The sequence below is a fragment of the Nonomuraea candida genome, from assembly GCF_000725485.1.
Lineage (GTDB): Bacteria > Actinomycetota > Actinomycetes > Streptosporangiales > Streptosporangiaceae > Nonomuraea > Nonomuraea candida.
This window is the reverse complement of record NZ_JOAG01000016.1, coordinates 26,556-48,805: the sequence shown is the minus strand read 5'-3', so window position 1 is coordinate 48,805 and position 22,250 is coordinate 26,556. Positions and strand designations below refer to the sequence as shown.

General features: G+C 72.1%; 21 protein-coding genes. 9 read left to right on the top strand and 12 right to left on the bottom strand.

The window, feature by feature from the left end; all coding sequences use genetic code 11:
• Positions 1 to 4: 4 nt before the first annotated feature.
• From IO39_RS17125 to IO39_RS17115, 3 genes are read right to left on the bottom strand one after another with little or no spacing between them, the layout of a single operon-like run.
• Positions 5 to 1,495, bottom strand: a complete 1,491-nt coding sequence (locus tag IO39_RS17125) for a bifunctional ADP-dependent NAD(P)H-hydrate dehydratase/NAD(P)H-hydrate epimerase (protein WP_052423010.1) — start codon at positions 1,493 to 1,495, stop codon at positions 5 to 7.
• Between the two features lie 3 nt (positions 1,496 to 1,498).
• Complete coding sequence (locus IO39_RS17120; protein WP_043623533.1) at positions 1,499 to 1,849, bottom strand: holo-ACP synthase; 351 nt, start codon at positions 1,847 to 1,849, stop codon at positions 1,499 to 1,501.
• Between the two features lie 13 nt (positions 1,850 to 1,862).
• On the bottom strand, positions 1,863 to 3,272 hold the full coding sequence (locus IO39_RS17115; protein ID WP_043623760.1) for an alkaline phosphatase PhoX: 1,410 nt from the start codon (positions 3,270 to 3,272) through the stop codon (positions 1,863 to 1,865).
• A gap of 185 nt (positions 3,273 to 3,457) precedes the next feature.
• Between IO39_RS17115 and coaA the strand changes: the two genes are divergently transcribed.
• From coaA to IO39_RS17085, 6 genes are all read left to right on the top strand, one after another.
• Entirely contained in the window at positions 3,458 to 4,360 is a 903-nt protein-coding gene (gene coaA / locus IO39_RS17110; protein WP_043623758.1) for a type I pantothenate kinase, read from the top strand.
• A gap of 169 nt (positions 4,361 to 4,529) precedes the next feature.
• Positions 4,530 to 5,456 (top strand): DUF389 domain-containing protein, encoded by a 927-nt coding sequence (locus IO39_RS17105; RefSeq protein ID WP_043623756.1) that lies wholly within the window; start codon positions 4,530 to 4,532, stop codon positions 5,454 to 5,456.
• Between the two features lie 40 nt (positions 5,457 to 5,496).
• Entirely contained in the window at positions 5,497 to 6,405 is a 909-nt protein-coding gene (locus IO39_RS17100) for an ABC transporter ATP-binding protein (RefSeq protein ID WP_043623528.1), read from the top strand.
• Positions 6,398 to 7,255, top strand: coding sequence for an ABC transporter permease (locus IO39_RS17095; RefSeq protein WP_043623525.1), 858 nt, complete (start codon positions 6,398 to 6,400; stop codon positions 7,253 to 7,255). Before IO39_RS17100 ends, IO39_RS17095 begins: the two co-directional genes overlap by 8 nt.
• Positions 7,252 to 8,166, top strand: coding sequence for an ABC transporter ATP-binding protein (locus tag IO39_RS17090; RefSeq protein WP_043623519.1), 915 nt, complete (start codon positions 7,252 to 7,254; stop codon positions 8,164 to 8,166). Before IO39_RS17095 ends, IO39_RS17090 begins: the two co-directional genes overlap by 4 nt.
• A 38-nt stretch (positions 8,167 to 8,204) precedes the next feature.
• A complete protein-coding gene (locus IO39_RS17085; protein ID WP_043623516.1) occupies positions 8,205 to 8,921 on the top strand; it encodes an ABC transporter permease subunit in 717 nt (238 codons plus the stop codon).
• 47 nt (positions 8,922 to 8,968) lie between these two features.
• Here IO39_RS17085 and glmM read toward each other — a convergent pair whose 3' ends face one another.
• The 3 genes from glmM to rplM all read right to left on the bottom strand — a co-directional run bounded on the left by glmM (position 8,969) and on the right by rplM (position 11,352).
• On the bottom strand, positions 8,969 to 10,315 hold the full coding sequence (glmM, locus tag IO39_RS17080; RefSeq protein ID WP_043623513.1) for a phosphoglucosamine mutase: 1,347 nt from the start codon (positions 10,313 to 10,315) through the stop codon (positions 8,969 to 8,971).
• A gap of 1 nt (position 10,316) precedes the next feature.
• The gene (gene rpsI / locus IO39_RS17075) at positions 10,317 to 10,838 is read right to left on the bottom strand and encodes a 30S ribosomal protein S9 (RefSeq protein ID WP_043623509.1); all 522 of its coding nucleotides are present in this window, start codon (positions 10,836 to 10,838) and stop codon (positions 10,317 to 10,319) included.
• 70 nt (positions 10,839 to 10,908) lie between these two features.
• The gene (gene rplM / locus IO39_RS17070) at positions 10,909 to 11,352 is read right to left on the bottom strand and encodes a 50S ribosomal protein L13 (RefSeq protein ID WP_043623506.1); all 444 of its coding nucleotides are present in this window, start codon (positions 11,350 to 11,352) and stop codon (positions 10,909 to 10,911) included.
• A 370-nt stretch (positions 11,353 to 11,722) separates the two neighbouring features.
• Here rplM and IO39_RS50710 point away from each other — a divergent pair, with 370 nt between their 5' ends.
• The 3 genes from IO39_RS50710 (at position 11,723) to IO39_RS52655 (ending at position 17,817) form a co-directional block, all read left to right on the top strand.
• Complete coding sequence (locus IO39_RS50710) at positions 11,723 to 12,433, top strand: CAP domain-containing protein (RefSeq protein ID WP_052423008.1); 711 nt, start codon at positions 11,723 to 11,725, stop codon at positions 12,431 to 12,433.
• A 24-nt stretch (positions 12,434 to 12,457) separates the two neighbouring features.
• A complete protein-coding gene (locus IO39_RS54495; protein WP_157548493.1) occupies positions 12,458 to 14,512 on the top strand; it encodes a hypothetical protein in 2,055 nt (684 codons plus the stop codon).
• A gap of 1,403 nt (positions 14,513 to 15,915) precedes the next feature.
• Positions 15,916 to 17,817, top strand: a complete 1,902-nt coding sequence (locus IO39_RS52655) for a hypothetical protein (protein ID WP_157548490.1) — start codon at positions 15,916 to 15,918, stop codon at positions 17,815 to 17,817.
• Here IO39_RS52655 and truA read toward each other — a convergent pair.
• From truA to rpsM, 6 genes are all read right to left on the bottom strand, one after another.
• The gene (gene truA / locus IO39_RS17045) at positions 17,782 to 18,663 is read right to left on the bottom strand and encodes a tRNA pseudouridine(38-40) synthase TruA (protein WP_043623500.1); all 882 of its coding nucleotides are present in this window, start codon (positions 18,661 to 18,663) and stop codon (positions 17,782 to 17,784) included. The two genes, IO39_RS52655 and truA, sit on opposite strands and share 36 nt — an antisense overlap.
• A 103-nt stretch (positions 18,664 to 18,766) precedes the next feature.
• On the bottom strand, positions 18,767 to 19,336 hold the full coding sequence (rplQ, locus tag IO39_RS17040; protein ID WP_043623497.1) for a 50S ribosomal protein L17: 570 nt from the start codon (positions 19,334 to 19,336) through the stop codon (positions 18,767 to 18,769).
• A gap of 123 nt (positions 19,337 to 19,459) precedes the next feature.
• Positions 19,460 to 20,476, bottom strand: a complete 1,017-nt coding sequence (locus IO39_RS17035; RefSeq protein ID WP_043623495.1) for a DNA-directed RNA polymerase subunit alpha — start codon at positions 20,474 to 20,476, stop codon at positions 19,460 to 19,462.
• A 97-nt stretch (positions 20,477 to 20,573) separates the two neighbouring features.
• Entirely contained in the window at positions 20,574 to 21,200 is a 627-nt protein-coding gene (rpsD, locus tag IO39_RS17030; RefSeq protein ID WP_043623492.1) for a 30S ribosomal protein S4, read from the bottom strand.
• A gap of 23 nt (positions 21,201 to 21,223) precedes the next feature.
• A complete protein-coding gene (gene rpsK / locus IO39_RS17025; RefSeq protein ID WP_020542285.1) occupies positions 21,224 to 21,628 on the bottom strand; it encodes a 30S ribosomal protein S11 in 405 nt (134 codons plus the stop codon).
• A 45-nt stretch (positions 21,629 to 21,673) separates the two neighbouring features.
• Positions 21,674 to 22,054 (bottom strand): 30S ribosomal protein S13, encoded by a 381-nt coding sequence (gene rpsM / locus IO39_RS17020; RefSeq protein WP_043623489.1) that lies wholly within the window; start codon positions 22,052 to 22,054, stop codon positions 21,674 to 21,676.
• Between the last annotated feature and the right edge of the window lie 196 nt (positions 22,055 to 22,250).

The following is a 22,250-nucleotide window of genomic DNA, read 5'->3' as shown; positions in this document are numbered from 1 at the left end:
CCTTCTAGTGTGGCAGCTCCGGCACGTGGTCGAGAGCGGTTTTCCCGCTCGCGGGCCCGGCCAGCGCCCGGACGGCGGCCGGGATCGCCGTGGCGACGTCGGCCGCGGCCAGGGGCGCGCCGCCGGCCGCCAGCCGGCCCGCCAGCCCGTGCAGGAAGGCGCCGGCGGAGGCGGCGTCGTAGCAGCTCAGCCCCTGCACGAGCAGCGCGCCCGCGAGCCCGGACAGCACGTCGCCCGTGCCGCCCGTGGCCAGCCAGGGGGTGCCGGTGGTGTTGACCCGCACCGGCCTGCCCTCCTCGGCCACCACCGTGGTCGAGCCCTTCAGCAGCACGGTCACGCCCAGCTCCGCCGCCGCCCGCCGGGCGTGCGCCAGCCTGGCCGCCTCGATGTCGGCGCGGTCGGCCCCGATGAGCCTGGCCAGCTCGCCGGCGTGCGGCGTGATCAGGACCGGCGCGGCGCGCCGCAGCAGCGCGCGGTCCTTGGCGACCAGCGTCAGCCCGTCGGCGTCGATGAGCACCGGCACGTCGGAGCCGAGCACCGCGGCGGCCAGCTCGTGCGCCCAGTCGCCGGTGCCCAGCCCCGGCCCGAGCACCCACGCCTGCACCCGGCCCACCTGGTCGAGGCAGGGCTCGTCGAGCTGCGTGACCACGGCCTCGGGCCAGTGCGCGCGCACCTGGGCGACCGGGGCGGCGCGCCCGGCGTATCTGACCAGGCCCGCGCCGCCGCGCAGCGCGCCGCCCACGGCCAGCACGGCCGCGCCGGTGAACAGGTCGCCGCCAGCCGCGACGCCCAGCACGCCCCTGCGGTATTTGTCGGACTCGTTGCCGGGCCTGGGCAGCAGCGCGGCCACGTCGCCGCCGGTGAGCGCGGTGGCGTCGGGCTCGGGCAGGTGTGGCGCCAGCCCGATGTCCACCAGCTCGACGCGCCCCGCACAGGAGGCCCCGGGATCGACCAGCAGCCCCGTCTTGTACGCCCCCATGGTCACGGTCACCCGCGCCCTGACGGCCGCCCCTTCGACCCGCCCGCTGCCGGCGTCCACCCCGCTCGGCACGTCCACGGCCACGATCGTGCCCCCGGCGGCGTTCGCCCGTTCGGCGAGCCGCGCGTACGGCTCCCGCAGCGCCCCCGAGGCCCCGATCCCGACGAGCCCGTCGATGATCAGGTCGGCCCCCTCGATCGCGGACGCCTCGACGACCCGCCCGCCGGCCTCGCGCAGCGCCCGCAGGCCCGCCTCGTGCGTCTTCGACCCGGCCAGCACCGCGCCCACCCGGGCCCCGCGCCTGGCCAGCCGCTCGCCCGCGTAGAGCGCGTCGCCGCCGTTGTCGCCGCTGCCGACGAGCAGCACCACGCGGGTGCCGTAGACGCGGCCCAGCAGGTCGGCGCAGGCGGCGGCGAGCCCGGCGGCGGCCCGCTGCATGAGCGTGCCCTCGGGCAGCGTCGCCATGAGCGCGTGCTCGGCGGCCCTGATCTGGCCGGCGGTGTAAGCGGTGCGCATGAGCTATCCCTCCGCGATCACGTAGGCCACGGCCACGCCCGCGTCGTGGCTGAGCGAGACGTGCCAGCGTTTGACGCCCAGCTCGTACGCGGCCTCGGCCACCTTGCCCGTGACCCGCAGCTCGGGCCTGCCCAGCTCGCCGCGGCACACCTCGGCCTCCAGGTGGCCCAGCCCCCGGGGCGAGCCGAGCGCCTTGGCCACGGCCTCCTTGGCGGCGAACCTGGCCGCCAGCGACTGCGCGGGCAGCGGCCGCTCGGCCTCGGTGAAGAGCCTGTCCCTGAGCGCCGGTGTGCGCTCCAGCGCGGCCTCGAAGCGCGCGATGTCCACGATGTCGACGCCGATACCCAGGATCATCGTCCCAGCCTACTCAGAAGGGGCCGCGTTCCCACGGCCCCCAGATGGCCAGCGACATGCCCTGCTTGGCCTGGATGTTGACGTAGAGCGTGTGCCCGCCGGGGCCGAACGTGGTGCCGGCGAACTCGGCGCCCGGGTCGCCGGGGATCGGCTGGAGGCGGCAGAAGTCGAACAGCTCCCCCGCCCGGGTCAGGCCGCGCAGGAAGTTGGCGCCGTCGCCGTCCTCGCACAGCACCAGCGTGCCGCGCGGGCCGGCCGTCACGTTGTCGGGCAGGTCGAGCACCGACGAGCGCGGCGACTCGTAGACGAGCTTGAGCCGCCCGCTCCACGTCTCGTACGCCCACACCTGCCCCCGCCCGTCGCCGAACCCGTCGGGCGGGGTGTCGCCGGGCGCGGTGGCGCCGCCCTGGGTGGAGACGAAGTAGATCGTGCCCTGGTGGTGCACCGCCCCCTCCAGGCGGGAGAAGATCGCCGCGCCCTTCTTCCTGCCCTGCGCGCCCACGGCCTGCGCGGCCCTGTCGTAGGACGGCCTGCCGGAGAAGGCGGGGTCGGGGTCGTCGATGTCCACCCAGACGGTCGCGTACGCGGCGCCGCGGCGCTGCCCGGCGGACAGGTCCTTGCGCTCCTCGTCCGCGACGGCGAGCATCTGCAGCCTGCCGCCGTCGAGCAGCCGCCCGGCCCGCAGCGGGTGCTCGGGCGGCAGGTAGCGGTAGAAGCCGGAGGGGAAGGCGAAGTTGTCCTCGGTCAGGTAGACGGCGCCCGAGGAGGGGTCGAAGGCGGCCGACTCGTGCGGGAAGCGGCCCGCCGCCCGGATCGGCCTGGCCGTGGCGGCGCGGCCGAGCGGCACCTCGAACAGGTAGCCGTGGCGGCGCGCGAGCCTGGAGTTGTCGGCGCCGGTGTGGTCGTCGGCCACGTCGGGCCCGTTGACCGTCTCCTCGCAGCTCACCCAGGCCCGCCAGGGCATGGGGCCGCCGGAGCAGTTGTTCAGGGTGCCGTTCAGCGAGGGGAGGCTCCTGATCATCTCGCCGTGCCGGGTGACCTGCAGGGTCGAGGTGCCGCCGCCGGCCATCGGGTCGTAGGCCCGCCTCTTGTCGCCGAACGCGCCCACGGGGCCGGGCACCTCGTGGTTGCGCACCAGGATGGCGCTGCCCTTGGGCCCGGCGAAGGCGGCCATGCCGTCGTGTCTGCCCGGCACGGTGGAGCCGTCGCTGAACCTCTCGCCCGCGGCGCTGAACGAGCGGTAGCTGAAGCCGCCGGGCAGGTGCAGGCGCACCTTCCCGTCGCGCAGGTCGCGGACGGGGCGCAGGGGGCCGTACCCCCGCACGGGTCTGACCCCGCCCTGCGCGCCGGCGCAGGCCACGCCGGTGAAGGGGCCGGCGATGCCGGCGGCGGCGACGTTGGTGATGAAGCGACGACGGTCCACGGAATACCTCCCGTCGGGACAGTAGCCCCCCGTGACCGACCGCATACCCGATTCGCCGAGACCCATCTTCCTTCCCCGAACTGGTTCTCGGTAATCCCACGATTTTGTCCACAGGTTGTGGACGCCGACCCGCGGAAATCCGGTTCGGCCGCCGTCGCTACGCTGCCTAGGTGAACAACGGCTACGTGGAACTGAGCAGGGAGCAGTGGAGCGAGCTCCGCAAGAACACGCCCTTGACTCTCACCGCAGCAGAGCTGGAAGAGCTTCGCGGCGTCGACGACCCGATCGACCTGACCGAAGTCACCGACATCTACCTCCCACTGACCCGGCTGCTCAACCTGCACTTCACCGGGTCCAAGCAGCGCAGCAGCGTGCTGAGCGCGTTCCTCGGCCACCCCGGGCAGCGCGTCCCGTACATCCTGGGCATCGCGGGCAGCGTCGCGGTCGGCAAGTCGACCACCGCGCGCCTGCTGCACACCCTCCTGGCCCGCTGGCCCGAGCACCCGCACGTGGAGCTGATCACCACCGACAGCTTCCTCTACCCCAACGCGGTGCTCGAGGCCAAGAAGATCATGCATCGCAAGGGCTTCCCCGAGAGCTACGACCGGCGGGCGCTGGTCAGGTTCGTGGCGGAGGTGAAGGCGGGCGCGGCGGAGGTGCACGCCCCCATCTACAGCCACCTCGAGTACGACATCGTCCCCGGCGCCACCCAGACCGTGAAGAACCCCGACATCCTGATCATCGAGGGGCTCAACGTCCTCCAGCCGGCCCCGCCCACGTCCCTCGCGGTCAACGACTACTTCGACTTCTCCATCTACGTCGACGCCAAGGTCGAGGACATCCGCACCTGGTACGTCGAGCGGTTCCACAAACTCCGCCGGACCGCCTTCGAGGACCCGAAGTCGTACTTCCGGCACATCGCCGAGCTCTCCCACGAGGAGGCGACGGAGTTCGCGCGCAACGTCTGGCGCGACATCAACGAGCGCAACCTGATCGAGAACATCGCCCCCACCAGGGGCCGCGCCGGCCTCGTGCTCAAGAAGGGCGCCGACCACTCCGTACGCCGGGTGCGCCTGCGCCGGACATGACCGTCTCCTCCAGCACATATCTGCCGAACCTGCCCGCGCACTCCTGGTCGTCGAGGTCGGCGAACCAGCACTCCTCACCATGGTCATGGCACACGATCCAGATCATGCGAGGGAGCCTGGCGTATCCCTATCAACACCTCGTCAAGGTCCGATCGACGACAATGTGCCCGTGCTACATCTGCGACTGATCATCCCGGCCGCGCGCACCGAAGAGGCGACGGCGGTGCTGGAGGACTGCCCCGGCGTCACCAACATCGTCGTCCTGCCCGGCGCGGCCCGCGAGCCCCGGGGCGACGTGGTCCTCTGCGACGCGGCCAGGGAGGCGGCCAACGAGGTGCTGGGCCGGCTCAAGTGGCTGGAGACCGAGGGCTCCATCGCCGCCGAGCAGATCGATCTGTCGTTGTCGAGGGCGGCGGAGGAGGCGATCCTGGAGGCGCCGGGCGAGCCCGACGACGCGGTCATCTGGGAGGAGCTCAGCCAGAAGGTCTACGCGGAGTCGCGCATCACGTGGGCGTACCTGACCTTCCTGGCCATCGCCACCCAGCTCTCCGGCATCGCCGTGCTGCAGAGCTCCGTCATCCTCATCGTCGGCGCGATGGTGCTGGGCCCGGAGTTCGGCGCGATCGCGGCCATCTGCTTCGGCCTGCTGCACCGCAAGTGGCACCTGATCGCGACCGCGCTGCGGACGCTGGTCATCGGGTTCGGGGTGGCGATGGCGATCACGTACGCCTGCGCGCTCGCCTCGTACGGGCTGGAGTGGATCGGGCCGGAGAACCTGCGCGTGACCGAGGAGTTCCAGTTCATCGTCAAGCCCGACCGCTGGTCGTTCATCGTGGCCCTGCTGGCGGGCGCGGCCGGGGTGTTGTCGATCACGGCGGGCAAGTCCTCGGCCCTGATCGGCGTCTTCATCTCGGTCACCACCGTGCCCGCCGCCGGCTACGTGGCCGTCGCCTCGGCGCTGGGCCACTGGAACGAGGTCGCGGGCTCGGTCGCGCAGCTCGCGCTCAACGTCGCGGGCATGGTGATCGCGGGCACCGTCACCCTGTTCGTCCAGCGCAGATTCTGGCCTCAAGTAGGACGGCGTTCATCCGTATGACCGAGGCGTTGGCCGGGTTCGCCCCGATAGGGTCCGGCTCATGCACATCCTCGCCACCGAGGGGCTGACCAAACGTTTCCCCACCGTCACCGCGGTCGACCAGCTCACGCTCACCGTGGGCCCCGGCGTCACCGGGCTGGTGGGGGCCAACGGCGCCGGCAAGTCGACGCTGATCAAGATCCTGCTCGGCCTCCTGCCGCCCACCGGCGGCACCGCGCGGGTGCTCGATCTGGACGTCACCGCGCAGGGCTCCGAGATCCGCAGGCTCGTCGGCTACATGCCCGAGCACGAGTGCCTGCCCCCCGACGTCTCCGCCACCGAACTGGTCGTCCACCTCGCGCGGATGTCCGGCCTGCCGCGCGCCGCCGCGCGCGAGCGCGCCGCCGACGTGCTGCGCCACGTGGGCCTGGCCGAAGAGCGCTACCGTGCCGTCGGGGGCTACTCGACCGGCATGAAGCAGCGGGTCAAGCTGGCCCAGGCGCTCGTCCACGACCCCAAGCTGATCTTCCTCGACGAGCCCACGAACGGCCTCGACCCGCGCGGCCGCGACGAGATGCTGACGCTGATCAGGCGCATCGGCACGGAGTTCGGCATCAGCGTGCTGGTCACCTCCCACCTGCTCGGCGAGCTGGAGCGCATCTGCGACCACGTGATCGTCATCGACGGCGGGCGGCTGCTGCGCTCCTCGGCGATCGGCGACTTCACCCAGGTCACGCAGACCGTGACGGTGGAGGTGGACGAAGGGCTCGACGAGCTGGCGGCCCGGCTGTCCGGCGGCGGGCAGACCGTCTCGCGGCAGGGGCGCCTGCTGGTGGTCAAGGTTGCGGGGCCGGAGACGTACGACGTGATCCGCGACGCCACCGCCGAGCTGGACCTGTGCCTGATCCGCCTCGAACAGGGGCGCCACCGCATCGAGGACGTCTTCAGGGAGGAGGCCGCGGGTGTCTGAGATCTACGACATCGGATATCGCCACTACGACGGCGTGCGGCTCGGCCGGGGCCACTCGACCAGGGCCCTGGCCGTGCACAGCCTGCGCGGCATCTTCGGCCTCGGCCGCCCGGCGCGCAGCAAGATCGTGCCGTTCTCCCTGGCCGCCATCATGATGCTGCCCGCCGTCGTGAACATCGCCATGATGGCCCTGCTCCAGCAGCGCGGCATCGCCTACAGCGGCTTCGCGGTCGTCATGCAGGCCGTGGTGGCGATCTTCCTGGCCGCGCAGGCGCCCACGGCGGTCGCGCCCGACCTGCGCCACCGCGTGCTGCCGCTCTACCTCTCCCGCCCGGTCTCGATCACCGAGTACGTCGGCGCCAAGGTGGCGGCGATGACCGTGGCGGTGTTCGCGCTGATCGCGGTGCCGATCACGCTGATCTACGTGGGCGAGCTGGTGGTCGACATGCCGGGGCCGCCGGCCACCGGCGAGTACCTGGGCGCGCTGCTCATGGCGCTGGTGCTGGCGGTGCTGCTGTCGGCCTTCGGGCTGGCGCTGGCCTCGTTCACGCCGCGGCGCGGGCTCGGCGTGGCCTCGGTGATCACGGTCTACCTGCTGTCGTCGGCCTCGGTGCCGATCATCTACGCCACGCTGGCCTCGACGGGCGACGAGGCGGGGGCGGCCTGGGCGTGGCTGGCGAACCCGTTCTGGCTGGTCGACTCCGTACAGCACTGGTTGTTCGGCACGCCGCCGCACTCCATCGAGGGCGACTACCCGAGCGGGCCCGTCTCGGCGCTGCTCGTGGTGGTGCTGATCGGCGTCGCGCTGCTCGGCCTGGCCCTGCGCTACCGGAAGGCGGCCGCGCGATGAAGATCGAGCTCTCACAGGTGTCCCGCTGGTACGGCAACGTGGTGGCGGTCAACGACGTCACCATGACGATCGGGCCGGGCGTCACCGGCCTGCTGGGCCCCAACGGCGCGGGCAAGTCGACGCTCCTGCACATGATGGCCGGCTTCCTGGCCCCGTCGAACGGCACGGTCACCCTCGACGGCACCCGCGTCTGGAAGAACCACCACATCTACCGAAATATCGGCCTAGTCCCGGAACGGGAGGGGGTGTACGGCTTCCTGACCGGCTGGCAGTTCGTCCTGTCCGCCGCCCGCCTCCACAGCCTGCCCGACCCGGTCGAGGCCGCCCGCAAGGCCCTGGCCACGGTCGAGATGGAGGAGCCGAAGGACCGGCGCGTCGAGACGTACTCCAAGGGCATGCGCCAGCGCGTCAAGGTCGCCGCCGCGCTCGTCCACGACCCGGCGATCCTCCTCCTCGACGAGCCGTTCAACGGCATGGACCCGCGCCAGCGCCTGCACCTCATGGACCTGATCCGCGCCATGGGCACGGCGGGCAAGACGATCCTGTTCAGCTCGCACATCCTGGAGGAGGTCGAGCGCGTCGCCCAGCACATCGAGGTGCTGGTCGCGGGCCGGCACGCGGCGTCGGGCAACTTCCGCGAGATCCGGCGCCTGATGACGGACCGGCCCCACCTGTTCATGATCCGCTCCAGCGACGACAGGAAGCTCGCCGCCGCCCTCGTGCGCGACGGCTCGACCGGCGGCATCACGCTGCGCCCCGACGGCCTGGAGGTCCAGGCCACGGAGTTCCGCCGCTTCGCCCGCCTCCTGCCCCGGGTCGCCCGCGACGAGGGCGTACGCCTCCACCAGGTCTCCCCCGCGGACGAGGACCTGGAAAGCGTCTTCTCCTACCTGATCAACCGGAGCACCTGAATGCACACCCCGACCGAGCCACCGAACGGAGCCAGGCCATGAACACCGTGGTGGCGGGCATCACCTACCGCGCGCTCCTGGGCCGCCGGCGGATCATCCTGCTCCTGCTGCTGCCGCTCGCGCTGATCGGCCTGGCCGTGCTGTTCCGCGTCTTCGGCAACGGCGACCAGCGCACGGCCGTGCTCCTGCTGCAGAACTTCGCCATCGGCACCATGCTGCCGCTGCTGGGCCTGATCGCCGGCACGGGCGTCATCGCCCCCGAGATCGACGACGGCACCATCATCCACCTGATGTCCAAGCCGATCTCCCGCCCGGTCATCGTCCAGACGAAGTTCCTGGTGGCGGCCTCGCTGCTGGCGCTCTTCGCCGCCGTGCCGACGTACGTGTCGGGCTGGCTCCTGGTACGCGGTGAGGACGGCATCGCGGCCGGCTTCGCCGTCGGCACCCTGGTCGCCGGCATCGCCTACGCCGCCGTCTTCCTGCTGCTCGGCATCGTCACCCGGCACGCGGTCACCATCGGCATCGTCTACGCCCTGGTCTGGGAGAGCCTGGTGGGCAACCTCATCCCGGGGGCCCGCAAGTTCTCCATCCAGCACTGGGGCCAGTCGATCGCCGACCAGCTCACCGACTCGCCCTTCTTCAAGTCCGACGTCACGCTGGGCTTCGCCGTACCGGCCCTGCTCGCCGTCACGGTGGCCGCCGTCCTGTGGGCCGGCCACCGCCTGCGCTCCTTCTCCCTCACCGGCGACGAGTAAAGCGGCGACGGCCCGCGGAACGTTCCGCGGGCCGTCGTCGGCAGATCTCAGACGCAGGCCGTGCGTACGACGTCGGCCAGGCGGCCGGCCACCTGGGTGGCGTGTTCCTCCGAGGCGGCCTCGACCATGACCCGGATCATCGGCTCGGTCCCGCTGGGACGAATGAGCACCCGCCCCGTCTCCCCCAGCTCGGCCTCCGCCTCGGCGACGGCGGCGACGAGCTCGGGCACGGAGGCCTTGCCCTTGTCCACGCCCTTGACGTTGATCAGGATCTGCGGCAGCGGCGTCATCACCGAGGCCAGCTCCTTCAGCGGCACGCCCGACTTGGCCACCACGCCCAGCAGGTGGAGCGAGGTGAGCAGGCCGTCGCCCGTGGTGGCGTGGTCGAGCATGATGACGTGCCCCGACTGCTCGCCGCCCAGGTTGAAGCCGTCGGACTTCATCCGCTCCAGCACGTAGCGGTCGCCCACCGCGGTCTCCACCACGGTGATGCCCGCGTCGCGCATGGCCAGCTTGAAGCCCAGGTTGGACATCACGGTCGCGACCACGGTGTCCTTGGCCAGCAGCCCGTCGCCGTGCATGGCGGCGGCCAGGATGGCCATGATGTGGTCGCCGTCGACGATCGCGCCCGTGTGGTCCACGGCCAGGCAGCGGTCGGCGTCGCCGTCGTAGGCCACGCCCAGGTCGGCCCCGCGCGAGACGACCACCTGCTGGAGCTTGTCCAGGTGGGTCGAGCCGTGGCCGGCGTTGATGTTGAGCCCGTCGGGCCGGGCGCCGATGGCCTCGACCCTGGCGCCCGCGCGCACGAGCGCCTCCGGGGCCACCATGTGGGCGGCGCCGTGGGCGCAGTCGATCACGATGCTCAGGCCGTCGAGCGGCGCCGTCATCGTGGTCAGGACGTGCGAGATGTAGCGGTCGGCCTCACCGTACGCGTCGCGCACGCGGCCCACGCCGGAGCCGACGGGGAAGCTCCACTCCTCGCCGAGTCGCCGCTCGATCTCGTCCTCGACCGCGTCGGACAGCTTGAAGCCGCCGCGCGCCAGGAACTTGATGCCGTTGTCGGGCGCCGGGTTGTGCGAGGCCGACAGCATGACGCCGAGGTCGGCGCCGAGCGCGGCGGTGAGGTGCGCGACGGCCGGGGTGGGCAGCACGCCGAGGCGCAGCACATCCACTCCAGACGCCGCGAGGCCGGCGACCACGGCGGCCTCGAGGAACTCTCCCGAGGCACGCGGGTCCCGGCCCACGACCGCCACCGGACGGCGTCCGGTGGCGGCGAAAGCGCCTGCATCGCCGAGGACGTGGGCCGCCGCCACGGACAGATCCATGGCGAGCTCGGCCGTGAGGTCGCGACCAGCGACCCCGCGTACCCCGTCGGTGCCGAAAAGGCGCCCCAATTTAGCGCTTGCTGTACTGCGGAGCCTTACGGGCCTTCTTGAGGCCGTACTTCTTCCGCTCCGTGGCGCGGGCGTCACGGGTCAGGAAGCCGGCCTTCTTCAGCGGCGGGCGGTTGACCTCGACGTCCAGGATCGCCAGCGCGCGGGACAGGCCCATGCGCAGCGCGCCGGCCTGGCCGGTCACGCCGCCGCCGTCGATGCGCGCGATGACGTCGAACGCCTCCTCGGCGCCGAGCACCACGAAGGGCTCGTTGACGATCTGCTGGTGGACCTTGTTCGGGAAGTAGACGTCCAGCGAACGACCGTTGATCGTCCACTTGCCGCTGCCGGGGACGATGCGCACGCGGGCGATCGCCTCCTTGCGGCGGCCGGTGCCGTACGAGTTGCCCGTGGTGACGGGCTTGCGCACGGGAGCGTCAGCGCTGGCGGCGGACTCGGTGGTGTACTCGGACGGGAAGTCCTCGCCGGAGAGGTCCTCCAGCTCGGCCTCGACGACCGTCTCGACACCGGTGGGCTCAGCCACGGTTCTCCTCTAAATCTTTCGAAACTCGGTAACCCCGGAGGGCGCGGAGGGGTGTCCCCCCGCAGGTCTACTACTGGGCGATCTGGGTGATCTGGAACGGCACCGGCTGCTGGGCCTGGTGCGGGTGCTCGGAACCCGCGTAGACCTTCAGCTTCTTGGCCATCTTCCGGCCGAGGGAGTTCTTGGGCAGCATGCCCTTGACGGCCTTCTCGACAGCCTTCTCGGGCCGCTTCTCCATGAGCTCGCCATAGCTGACGGAACGCAGACCGCCGGGGTAACCCGAGTGGCGGTACGCCTTCTTCTGCTCAAGCTTGTTGCCGCTCAGCGCGATCTTGTCCGCGTTGATGACGATGACGAAGTCACCGGTGTCAACGTGGTTGGCGAAGATCGGCTTGTGCTTGCCGCGGAGCAGGGTCGCGACGTGGCTGGCCAGCCGGCCCAGCACGACATCGGTCGCGTCGATGACGTACCACTGACGCTGGACGTCGGCGGGCTTCGGTGAGTACGTGCGCACGGTCGTAGCCTTCTTTATGCTCGCGTCTTCGGCGCTGTCGGATGCGACAGCTACATTGGTCGGTCGGTGCGGGCACACGACGGCCCGGACCTTCCGTCTCCGCAACACGGGAGATGACGCCGGACGCGCCGCGCATTGGTCACGCTGGACCTATGCACACAACAGACGACTACGTTACCCGCCCGAAGGCGTGCAGGTCAAAAGACCGGTAACCGCCGATGAGTCTACCTGACGCAGAACGGTTCGGTTTCGTTTCCCTGGGACCCCTTCTTTCCCAGGACCAGACATCTCTATCGTTAGCGGCGGTATGTGGCGGAACACTCACACCCGGCAAACCCAGCGCGGCCTTCGGCGCCGGAGCCACCTGGGGATGCTCGTCTGCCTCATGCTGGCCGTGCTCTTCACGGGCGTGCTGATCGGCCGGATGACCGACGACGCGGAGCCCACCGGCCACATCTACCTCCACGAGACCGCCCCACCCGCCGCCGCCTCCGCCAACCCCGCCCCGACGCCGGCCAGGAAGGCGCAGCCGCAGGCCGAGCGCATCCCCCGGGGCGTCACCACCAGGAAGGTCCCGCGCGGCACCACCCCCACCCCCAGGCCGGCCAGGTCGTCGCAGGACCAGGTGCCCGGCTTCAACGCGCACGACGATCCCGCGATGCTCGACGAGGGCGGCGAGGGAGGCGAGGAGGTGCGGGTGCTGACGGGCATGGCCTCCCGGGTCGTCACGCTCACCAACTCCGCCAGGTCCAGGCACGGGTGCGGGCCGCTGCGGGTGAACGGAGGGCTGACCCGCTCGGCCCGTACGCACTCGCTGGAGATGGCGCGTACGGGGCTGCTCGACCACAACTCCCCCGACGGCTCCACGCCCTGGGACCGGATGGAGCGCGCCGGATACCACTGGGGCGCGGCCGAGAACATCGGCGCCGGATACACCACTCCGGACGAGGCCATTCGCGGCTGGATGGACAATCCCGCCCACCGCCAGAACATCCTGAACTGCCGCCTGAAGGCCATCGGCGTCGGCGTCGCCTCGGGGCCCGGAGGTCCATGGTGGACTCAGGACTTCGGAACCCAATGACGAACATCACGGTAATGTCGCCGCATGGTTTCCAACGGTAGTGGGGAACGCGACCACGGTACGGGCAGCGCCCCTTACGGGATGGGCGGCGCCCAGAAGCGCCCCGGCGGCGCGCCCGACGGTGACCCCTTCACCAGCGGCACACCCGCCGGCGGCCCCTCGGGCACGCCCGGCGGCGGCCCCGGGACCGACGCCTTCCCCGGCGCCCCGGCCGGCGGCGGGTCCGCCGGCAGCCTCTTCATGAGCGGCGGCCCGTCGAGCGGCGGCCCCGCCGGCGAGCCGGGCGGCGACTTCTTCTCCGGCGGCGCCCCTTCCAACCGATCCGGCGACGACTTCTTCTCCCCCGCCGCCTCCCAGGGCGGTTCCGGCGCCTCCCAGCGCGGCGCCGGCGCCGGCGAGCCCGGCGGCGGCCTCTTCGGCGGCGGCGCCCCTTCCAACCGGCCCGGCGACGACTTCTTCTCCCCCGCCGCCTCCCAGGGCGGGCCCGGCGCCGGCGACTCCGGCGGCTTCTTCTCCTCGAACGGCGGTTCCGCGGGCGGGCCCGGTGCGGGTGAGCCCGGGGGCGGCTTCTTCGGGCCGGGCGGGTCCGGGGAGGGCCGGAGCGACGGCCGTACGGGAGGGCCCGGGGGCGGCGAGTCCGCGGGCAGCCTCTTCATGAGCGGCGGGGCCTCGGGCGGCGGCGCTTCGGGCGGCAGGCCGTACGGCGGCCCCGGCGGCTCTCAGCCCAGTGGCCCTCAGCCTGGCGGGCCTCAGCCCGGCGGGCCTCAGCCCGGCGGGCCTCAGCCCGGTGGACCCCAGCCCGGCGGGCCCCAGTCCGGCGGCGGGCCACAGTCGGGCGGCCCTCAGCCGGGACGCCCCTTCGGTGGTGACCCGTTCGGCGGCGACCCCTTCGGCATGCCCGGCGCCGGCGCATCCGGAACCGGCACGGGCCCCGGCCCCGACGGCCGCCCCTCCGGGCCTCCCGGCGCCGGCCCTTCCGGCCCCGGCTCCTCCGGTTCCTCCGGCCCTGGCCCCTCCGGCCCTTCCGGCCCCGGTTCCTCCGGGCCCTCCGGTTCGGGCCCCTCCGGCCCCGGCGCTCCCGGGGACGACACCCCCGGCTCCGCCTCCGGCCGGGGCGGCGAGGGCCGCAAGCCCGGACGCCGCCGCGCCGGCAACGCCGGCTCCGACCCCTTCGGCGCGGACACCTCCGGCCCCGGCGCGTTCGGGGCGGACGCCCCCGAGCCCGACCCGTTCGCCGACGACGCGGGCTCGACCGGCAAGGGCCGCCGCTCCCGCAGGGACCGCAAGGCGGCCGACGAGGGCGCCCCCGGCGACTCCACGCGGGCGCCACAGAGCAAGGTCGGCTGGAGCCCCTACGACGAGGGCCACCGCTCGCGCGGCCCGCTGTGGGCCTCCATCGGCGGTGTGGCGGTGCTCGGCCTGCTCGGCGGCGGCCTCTACCTGATGTACAACGTCGAGGACCCGGTCACCGCGCAGACCGCCGCGACCCGCCCGACCAGCGCTCCGCTGCCGTCGGCCCCGCCCGGAAAGTACGGCTTCGCCGCCGAGCGCAAGACCGACCCCGACCCGATCTCGGTCAAGGAGCTCTTCGGCTCGAAGAAGAAGTTCACGGTCTCGAAGCGCGGCTACGAGATGACGATCACCAGCAAGGACAAGAAGTGCACCGACGGCGCACTCGGCGACGGCCTCCAGAAGGCGCTCAAGTCCGCCAAGTGCACCCAGTACGTACGCGCGAGCTTCCGCGACAAGGACGGCAAGATCATCGGCACGGTCGGCGTGGCCAACCTCAGTTCGAGCAAGCAGGCGAGCAAGGTCGCCAAGGTCGGCGACTCCAAGAACTACGTCAAGCCGCTGGCCGGCAAGGACACCGTGACGAAGTTCCTCGGCTCGGGCAGCGGGGGCGCGCAGATCTCGGCGTTCGGCCACTACGCGGTCCTGGTCTGGTTCCAGAACAAGGACGGCACGAAGCCCGACTCGGAGGGGGCGAAGCGGATCTCCCAGGCCATAAACGACATCACCAAGTCCACCGTGTTCGTGGCCCTGGAGCATCGTGCGATGACCGGCAGCGCGCTGAGCTGACCGGCTTTGCGCGCCAAAAGTGACGAACGGGACGCCTGATGCTCCTGGGAACATCCATACCGACATAACGATCTCGCTACTCTCGCTAGGCTCCAGCTATGCGTGGCCAGGAACCCGGGTCTGAGCACGATCGCAGGCAGGCCGATGGCTCGGCCGTCCCCGCGACGCCACCGCCGAGCTTCGGTCAGACCCACGGGCGAGACGTCCCACCGGCGATCACTCCATCCGACGAGGCGGCGGATGCCGAGACGCGCTCCACCGTTCCCGCCTTCCGGGGAGCGCCGTCCGACATGCCCGATCAGGAAGAGCCGCCCGGCACCCCGTCGTGGGAGGTGCCGGGCGGCGACGCCGCCTACGACTGGTTCTCCGACCCCACCCACCCCAACGTCGCTCCCCCTCTCCTCACCTCGGCCACCACCCAGGCCCCCTCCACCCCGGCCCAGGGCCCCTTCACCCCGCCCTCGGGCCAGGGCCCCTTCGCTCCGTCCTCGGGCCAGGGCCCCTTCGCTCCGTCCTCGGGCCAGGGCCCCTTCGCCCCGGCAGCCCAAGGGCCGTTCGCTTCACCCCCGGCCCAAGGAGCATTCGCTCCACCCGCCGGTCAAGGACCGTTCGCTCCGCCCGCAGGCCGGCAGCCGTTCGCTCCCCCCTCGGGCGAGGAGCCGTTCGGCCCACCCGCCGACCAGCAGCCATTCGCCGCACCCACGGGTCAGGGGCCTCTCGCCGCACCCGCAGGCCCGGCCCCTTTCGCCCCGCCCGCAGTTCCGGGGCCGTTCGCTCCTCCCGCGGGCGAGGAGCCGTTCACTCCGGCCACAGGCCGGCCGCCCTTCGATCCGCCCACAGGCCAGGGACCGAGCGGCCCGGCCGCCGCCCCCGGGCACTTCTTCACGTCTCAGGCCGACCACCCGCCCTTCGGGGCGCCCCAGGCCCACCCGCCATCGGGTGCGCCCGAGGCCGGCCATCCACCGTTCGGGACACCCGAGGCAGCCGACCACCCACCGATCGGCGCGCCCGAGGCCCACCCACCATTCGGCACATCCGAGGCCCGCCCACCGTTCGGCGCGGCTGAGACGGCAAGTCACCCACGATTCGGGACGGCCGAGGCCCACCCACCATTGGGCGCATCCGAGGCAGCGGGTCACCCGCCGTTCGGGACGCCCGAGGCCGGCCGGCCTTGGCCCGGACAGGCCCACTTCCAGGCCCACCCGGCCCAGCCACACCCAGGTCACCCGCAGCCCGATCACCCGCAACCCGGTCACCCACAGCCGGGCCACCCACAGCCGGGCCACCCGCAGTCCGGTCACACGGAGCCGCGTCAGGTGCGTCCTGCCCAGGCTCCGGCCCAAGGGGAGGACGACCGGACCCGGCCGGGACGCCTGCGTGACATCCGCCCGTGGAACGAGCCCATGGAAGACCATGGCCGGCAGACGAGCCGCTGGCCGGCGAACCCGGTGCCGGGCGCTCCGTCCTGGGAGCCGCCGCCCGCGTTCACCGCCGCCGCGGCCGGCATGCCGGTGTGGCCCGCACCCGTCACCGACCCGCACCCCATGCCGCCCTGGCCCGCCGCCACGGGCGAGTTGGAGGCCGAGCCGGACGAGCCGAGCCTCCCTCCGCCCTTCGACCCGAACGCCACCGCCTCAGAAGGCTTCACCGGCCCGGGAGCCCAGGACGCCACCCGACCGGCAGGCCAGGGCCCCGTCCGACCCGAAGCTCAGGGTGCCGTCCGACCCGAAGCTCAGGGTGCCGTCCGACCGCCGTCCCCGCGCCCGGGCGCCCCCGACCAGCAGGACGCCTACCCCACCGACCCCACGGAGACCGGTCGCCCCGGCGCCGAGGGCGGGCAGAGCGGTGCCCCCCTCGCAATCCCCGTGGCGGCGGCCGACCAGGACGAGGCCGAGTCCTACACGCACGAGGACATCACCCGCCCGGCCCTGCCCCAGCCAGGCAACCACCCGGCCCACTACTTCGACCCGGAGGCGGCCAAGCGCGGCGCCGCCACCCCGGCCGCCACCCCAGCCGGCACCCCAGCCGGCACCGCAGGCGCCGGCCCAACCACCACCCCAGCCGGTCCAGCCGCCCCGGCCACCACCCCGACCGGCCCAGCCGACAGCCCCACCGCAGGCCCGGCCACCGCTCCAACCGCCCACCCCACCGACCCGGCAGCGGGTCCGACCGGCCACCCCGCCGAGCCGGCCACCGGCCCCGCCGGTCAGCCGAACGGCCCCAAAGACTCCAAGGAAGACAAAGACCTCAGAGGCGTCAGAGCCTCCGAAGGCCCCGCCAACCCGGCCGACCCGACCGATCCGGACGGCCCGCCCACCGACCCGGCGGGCCGGCCGCCGGTGAATCCGTCCACCCGTCCACCGGAGCCAGGCGACGTACCCGTCTGGCCCCCCACACCCGCAACCGGTGACAAACTGCCCGAGCTCCCGTTTTCCAGAGACACCTGGGGCCAGCGCCCCTCCACCTCCCTGAACCTGCCCGCACAGCAGCAGAAGGGCGCCCCGGCCTTCCCGGCGGGCGCGTTCAAGCAACCTCCGTTCCAGACCCAGCCCCCACCTCCGCCCCCGCCGCCCAAGAGCAAGCGCGCCCTGCTGGTGACGGTGGGCGCCCTGGCCCTGGCGGGCGTGGCGACGGGCGGCTTCTTCGCCTTCCAGGCCGTCAGCGCGCCGACGCCCACGGCCGCCGCCGGCATCACGACGTCACCGACGCCGGCGGCGAGTTCGACGCCGGCCGCCACCCCGTCCACCGACGCGTCCGGCACGGCAGCCGGCACGTCCGTCCTCGACTCGGAGGCGACCGACCCGCAGAAGTTGTCGCTGTCGGAGGCGTTCCCGAAGAAGAAGGTGAGCGCGGCGGGCACGACGTTCACCCGGGTCAAGGCCGACATGGAGACGACCTGCGAGAAGGCGGCCACCGGCGCGTTCGCCGACGCGCTGAAGGAGCAGAAGTGCAGCCGGGTGCTGCGGGCGACGTACGTGGACGGCAAGCGCCGCTACGCCGTCACCACCGGCATCGCGGTGCTGCCCGACAACAACGCCGCCGCCACCGCCGACGGGGCGAAGGACCTCGGCCGCAACGTCTGGTTCCGCGGGCTGCCCGGCGCCGCGGGCTCGGGCGGCGAGCGCGTGCACATCGCGGGCGGTTACGCGGCGGGCCTGGTCTGGGGCAGGTACATCGTGTTCAGCTACGCCACCCACGCCGACGGCCGCACCCCGAAGCCGGATGACAAGACGCTGCCCAAGGTCAGCGGCGCGTTCAGGGACGAGCTGTCACTCGTCCTCGAGCGCCGCGCCACCAAGGGCTGAGCCGGCCGTACGCACTCGCCGCGTGGCCAGGGCCCGCGCGGCGAGTTCCGGCTCCGGCGGATAGCCCACCTCTTCCAGGCACAACCCGTGCGCCGGCGCGACGTGCACCCCCGAGTCACGCACGCCCCGCGCCAGCACCTCGCCCGGCCACTCCACCGGCCGCCGCCCGTCGCCGGCCGCCAGCAACGACCCGACCAGCGCCCGCACCATCGAGTGGCAGAACGCGTCCGCCACCACGGTCGCCTCCAGCACCCCGTCGGGCCGGCGGGCCCACTCCAGCCGCTGCAGCTCCCTGATCGTCGTGGCGCCCTCGCGCCGCTTGCAGTACGCCGCGAAGTCGTGCTCGCCGAGCAGCAGCGCGGCGGCGGCGTTCAGCGCGGCGAGGTTCAGCGGCCGGTTGTGCCAGACCACCTCGCGCCGCAGCAGCGGGTCCACGCCGCCGGCGGCGTCGCTCACCCGGTACGCGTACCGCCGGAACATCGCCGAGAACCGGGCGTCGAAGCCCTCAGGAGCCACCGTGACCCGGTGAACGCGTACGTCCGGCTCCAGGACACCGCCGAGCCGCCGCACGAGCGCAGAGAGCCGCTCGTCCACGCCCAGGGGCCCCCGGTTCCCGTCGAGCTCCCCCAGCGCGGCCTCCGGCACGTCCACGTGGGCCACCTGCCCGCGCGCGTGCACCCCCGCGTCCGTGCGCCCGGCCACGGTCAGCATGGCGGGCCCGCCCAGGCGCAGGATCCGGCCGAGCGCCTGCTCGATCTCCCCCTGCACGGTGCGCAGCCCCGGCTGCCTGGCCCAGCCCGAGAAGTCGGTCCCGTCGTACGCGAGATCGAGGCGGAGCCGTACCACGATGATCCTCCTAGGAATGGCGACGGGCCCGAACCCCCGTCAGGGGGTCCGGGCCCGTCTCATGCGGCCTCAAAGATCAGGCACACTCACGCGGCCTGACGGATCAGGCCTCGTCCTTCTTCGCCTCGGGAGCCTCGGCCTTGGCCTCGGAAGCCTCAGCGGACTCAGCGGACTCGGCGGACTCGGCGGCCGGAGCCTCGGCGGCGGGGGTCTCCTCGGCGGCGGCCTCGGGGGCCTCGGCCTTGGTCTCCTCCTCCGTCGCGGCCGGCGCGGCGGCGGCCGGGGCCTCGACGCGGCGGGTCGTGACGCCGTTCAGCGGCTCGGTCACCAGCTCGATGACCGCCATGGGCGCGTTGTCGCCCTTACGCGCACCGATCTTGGTGATCCGGGTGTAACCACCGGGCCGCTCGGCGAACGTCGTCGCCAGCTCGGTGAAGAGGTGGTGCACGACGCCCTTGTCCCGAACGACGGTCAGGACCTGACGCCGGTTGTGGATGTCGCCCTTCTTCGCCTTGGTGATCAGGCGCTCGGCCAGCGGACGCAGGCGCTTGGCCTTCGCGACCGTCGTGCGGATCTTGCCGTGGCGGAACAGGTCCGTGGCCAGGTTGGCCAGGATCAGCCGCTCGTGCGCCGGGCTGCCGCCAAGACGTGCACCCTTGGTGGGCTTGGGCATGGTCTTTCTCCTCCTGGGTTAACCCGCCCCGGCCGTACCAGGTACCGGAGTCGGGCCGGACCGCGGTCGCAGGCGCGGTCCGTTATTGAGCCCCCGCGATCAGACGCGGGGGCTGACGGTGAATCAGTACTGCTCGGTCTCGACGTACGCGCTGTCGTCGTCGTCGTAGCCGCCGCCGGCCACCGCGCTCGGGTCGAACCCGGGCGGGGAGTCCTTGAGCGCCAGCGACATCTCGTGCAGCTTCTGCTTGACCTCTTCGATCGACTTGGCGCCGAAGTTGCGGATGTCGAGCAGGTCCTGCTCACTGCGGGCGACGAGCTCACCCACGGTGTGGATGCCCTCGCGCTTGAGGCAGTTGTAGGAGCGCACGGTGAGGTTGAGCTCCTCGATCGGCAGCGCCAGGTCGGCGGCCAGGGCGGCGTCGGTCGGCGACGGGCCGATGTCGATGCCCTCGGCCTCGACGTTGAGCTCGCGGGCCAGGCCGAAGAGCTCGACGAGCGTCTTGCCCGCGGAGGCCACGGCGTCGCGCGGCTTCATGGCGGGCTTGGTCTCGACGTCGAGGATGAGGCGGTCGAAGTCGGTGCGCTGCTCGACTCGGGTCGCCTCGACCTTGTACGTGACCTTGAGCACCGGGGAGTAGATGGAGTCGATCGGGATCCGGCCGATCTCCTGGCCCGGCTGCTTGTTCTGGGCGGCGGAGACGTAGCCGCGACCGCGCTCGACGGTCAGCTCCATCTCCAGCTTGGCCTTGCCGTTGAGCGTGGCGATGCGCAGCTCGGGGTTGTGCACCTCGACACCGGCCGGCGGCGCGATGTCGGCGGCGGTGACCTCACCCGGGCCCTGCTTGCGCAGGTACATCACGACCGGCTCGTCGTGCTCGGACGAGACGACGAGCTCCTTGAGGTTGAGGATGATGTCGGTGACGTCTTCCTTGACCCCGGGAACCGTCGAGAACTCGTGCAGCACGCCCTCGATGCGGATGCTCGTCACGGCCGCGCCCGGGATGGACGACAGCAGCGTGCGGCGCAGCGAGTTGCCGATGGTGTAGCCGAAGCCCGGCTCCAGCGGCTCGATGACGAAGCGGGACCGGGTCTCGTCGATCGACTCTTCGAGAAGAGTCGGGCGCTGAGCGATCAGCATGTGCGGGTTCTCCCCTGTTTCGTGTGGCGACCGCTATATGACGCCACTCCGATATAAAGCGTAGCCGGGGTGCGGAAATCCGCACCCCGACCGAGGCTCACTTCGAGTAGTACTCGACGATGAGCTGCTCCTGGACCTGGGTGTCGATCTGCTGGCGGACCGGCAGCTGGTGAACCAGGACGCGGAGCTTCTCCGGCACGACGCCGAGCCACGCGGGGACCGTGCGCTCGCCGGCGGTGGCGCGGGCCACCTCATACGGCATCAGGTTGCGCTTGGTCTCGCGGACCTCGATGATGTCGTGCTCGCGCACGCGGTAGGACGGGATGTCGACCTTCTTGCCGTTCACCAGGAAGTGCCCGTGACGGACCTGCTGGCGGGCGGCGTCGCGCGACTGGGCGAAACCGGCGCGGTAGACGACGTTGTCGAGACGGCTCTCCAGGATCTGGAGCAGCACCTCACCCGACTTGCCCGTCCGGCCGGCGGCCTCCTCGTAGTAGTTGTGGAACTGCTTCTCGAGGACGCCGTAGATGCGGCGGGTCTTCTGCTTCTCGCGAAGCTGAAGCTGGTACTCGGACTCCTTGGGGCGTCCGCGGCCGTGCTCACCCGGGGGGTAAGGACGGATCTCGATGGGGCACTTGGCGGATTCGCACTTGCTGCCCTTGAGGAAGAGCTTGGTCTTCTCGCGACGGCAGAGCTTGCAGTCCGCGCCCGTGTAACGAGCCATTTCTCTGTATCTCCTGGGCTAAATCAGACGCGGCGGCGCTTCGGCGGCCGGCAACCGTTGTGCGGAACCGGGGTGACGTCCTGGATCGAACCCACCTCCAGGCCGGTGGCCTGCAGCGAGCGGATCGCGGTCTCGCGGCCGGAGCCGGGACCCTTGACGAAGACGTCGACCTTGCGCATGCCGTGCTCCATGGCGCGGCGGGCGGCGTTCTCGGCGGCCATCTGGGCGGCGAACGGGGTGGACTTACGGGAGCCCTTGAAACCCACGTGGCCGGCGCTGGCCCAGGAGATCACGTTCCCGTTCGGGTCGGTGATCGAGACGATCGTGTTGTTGAACGTGCTCTTGATGTGGGCGTGCCCGTGAGCGACGTTCTTCTTCTCCTTGCGGCGCACCTTCTTAGGCGCACCCTGGCGGCTCTTAGGAGGCATTGCTTGCCTTCACTCCTGAGGTCTTCGGTCCCGCGGCTGCGTGGACTACTTCTTACCGGGCTTCTTCTTGCCGGCGACGGTCTTCTTCTTGCCCTTGCGGGTGCGCGCGTTGGTCTGCGTGCGCTGACCGTGCACGGGCAGGCCCTTGCGGTGCCGGATGCCCTGGTAGCAACCGATTTCGATCTTGCGACGAATGTCGGCCTGGACCTCGCGGCGCAGGTCACCCTCGATCTTGAAGTTCGCCTCGATGTAGTCACGCATCGGGACGAGCTCGGTGTCGCTGAGCTGGTGCACACGCAGGTCGCCGCTCACGCCGGTCGCCTGGAGGATCTCCTGGGCGCGGGTGCGGCCGATTCCGTAGATGTAGGTGAGAGCGATCTCCAGCCGCTTGTCGCGGGGGAGGTCGACGCCAACCAGGCGAGCCATGGTCGGGCATTCTCCTTCTTTGTGGCGGAGGTCTTACGCCGCACTACCCCTCCCCATGCCCGGGGTGAGGGCCCCGGCCTCCGACCGGGGGTCTCCTGAACGGTTCGGCACGCGGCCCGGTGATCCGGGCCACCGGGCTCCGCTCGCGCGGGGCGCCGTGGTGCTCGCCGCCTGTTCAGGTGTGAGACGCGCCAAC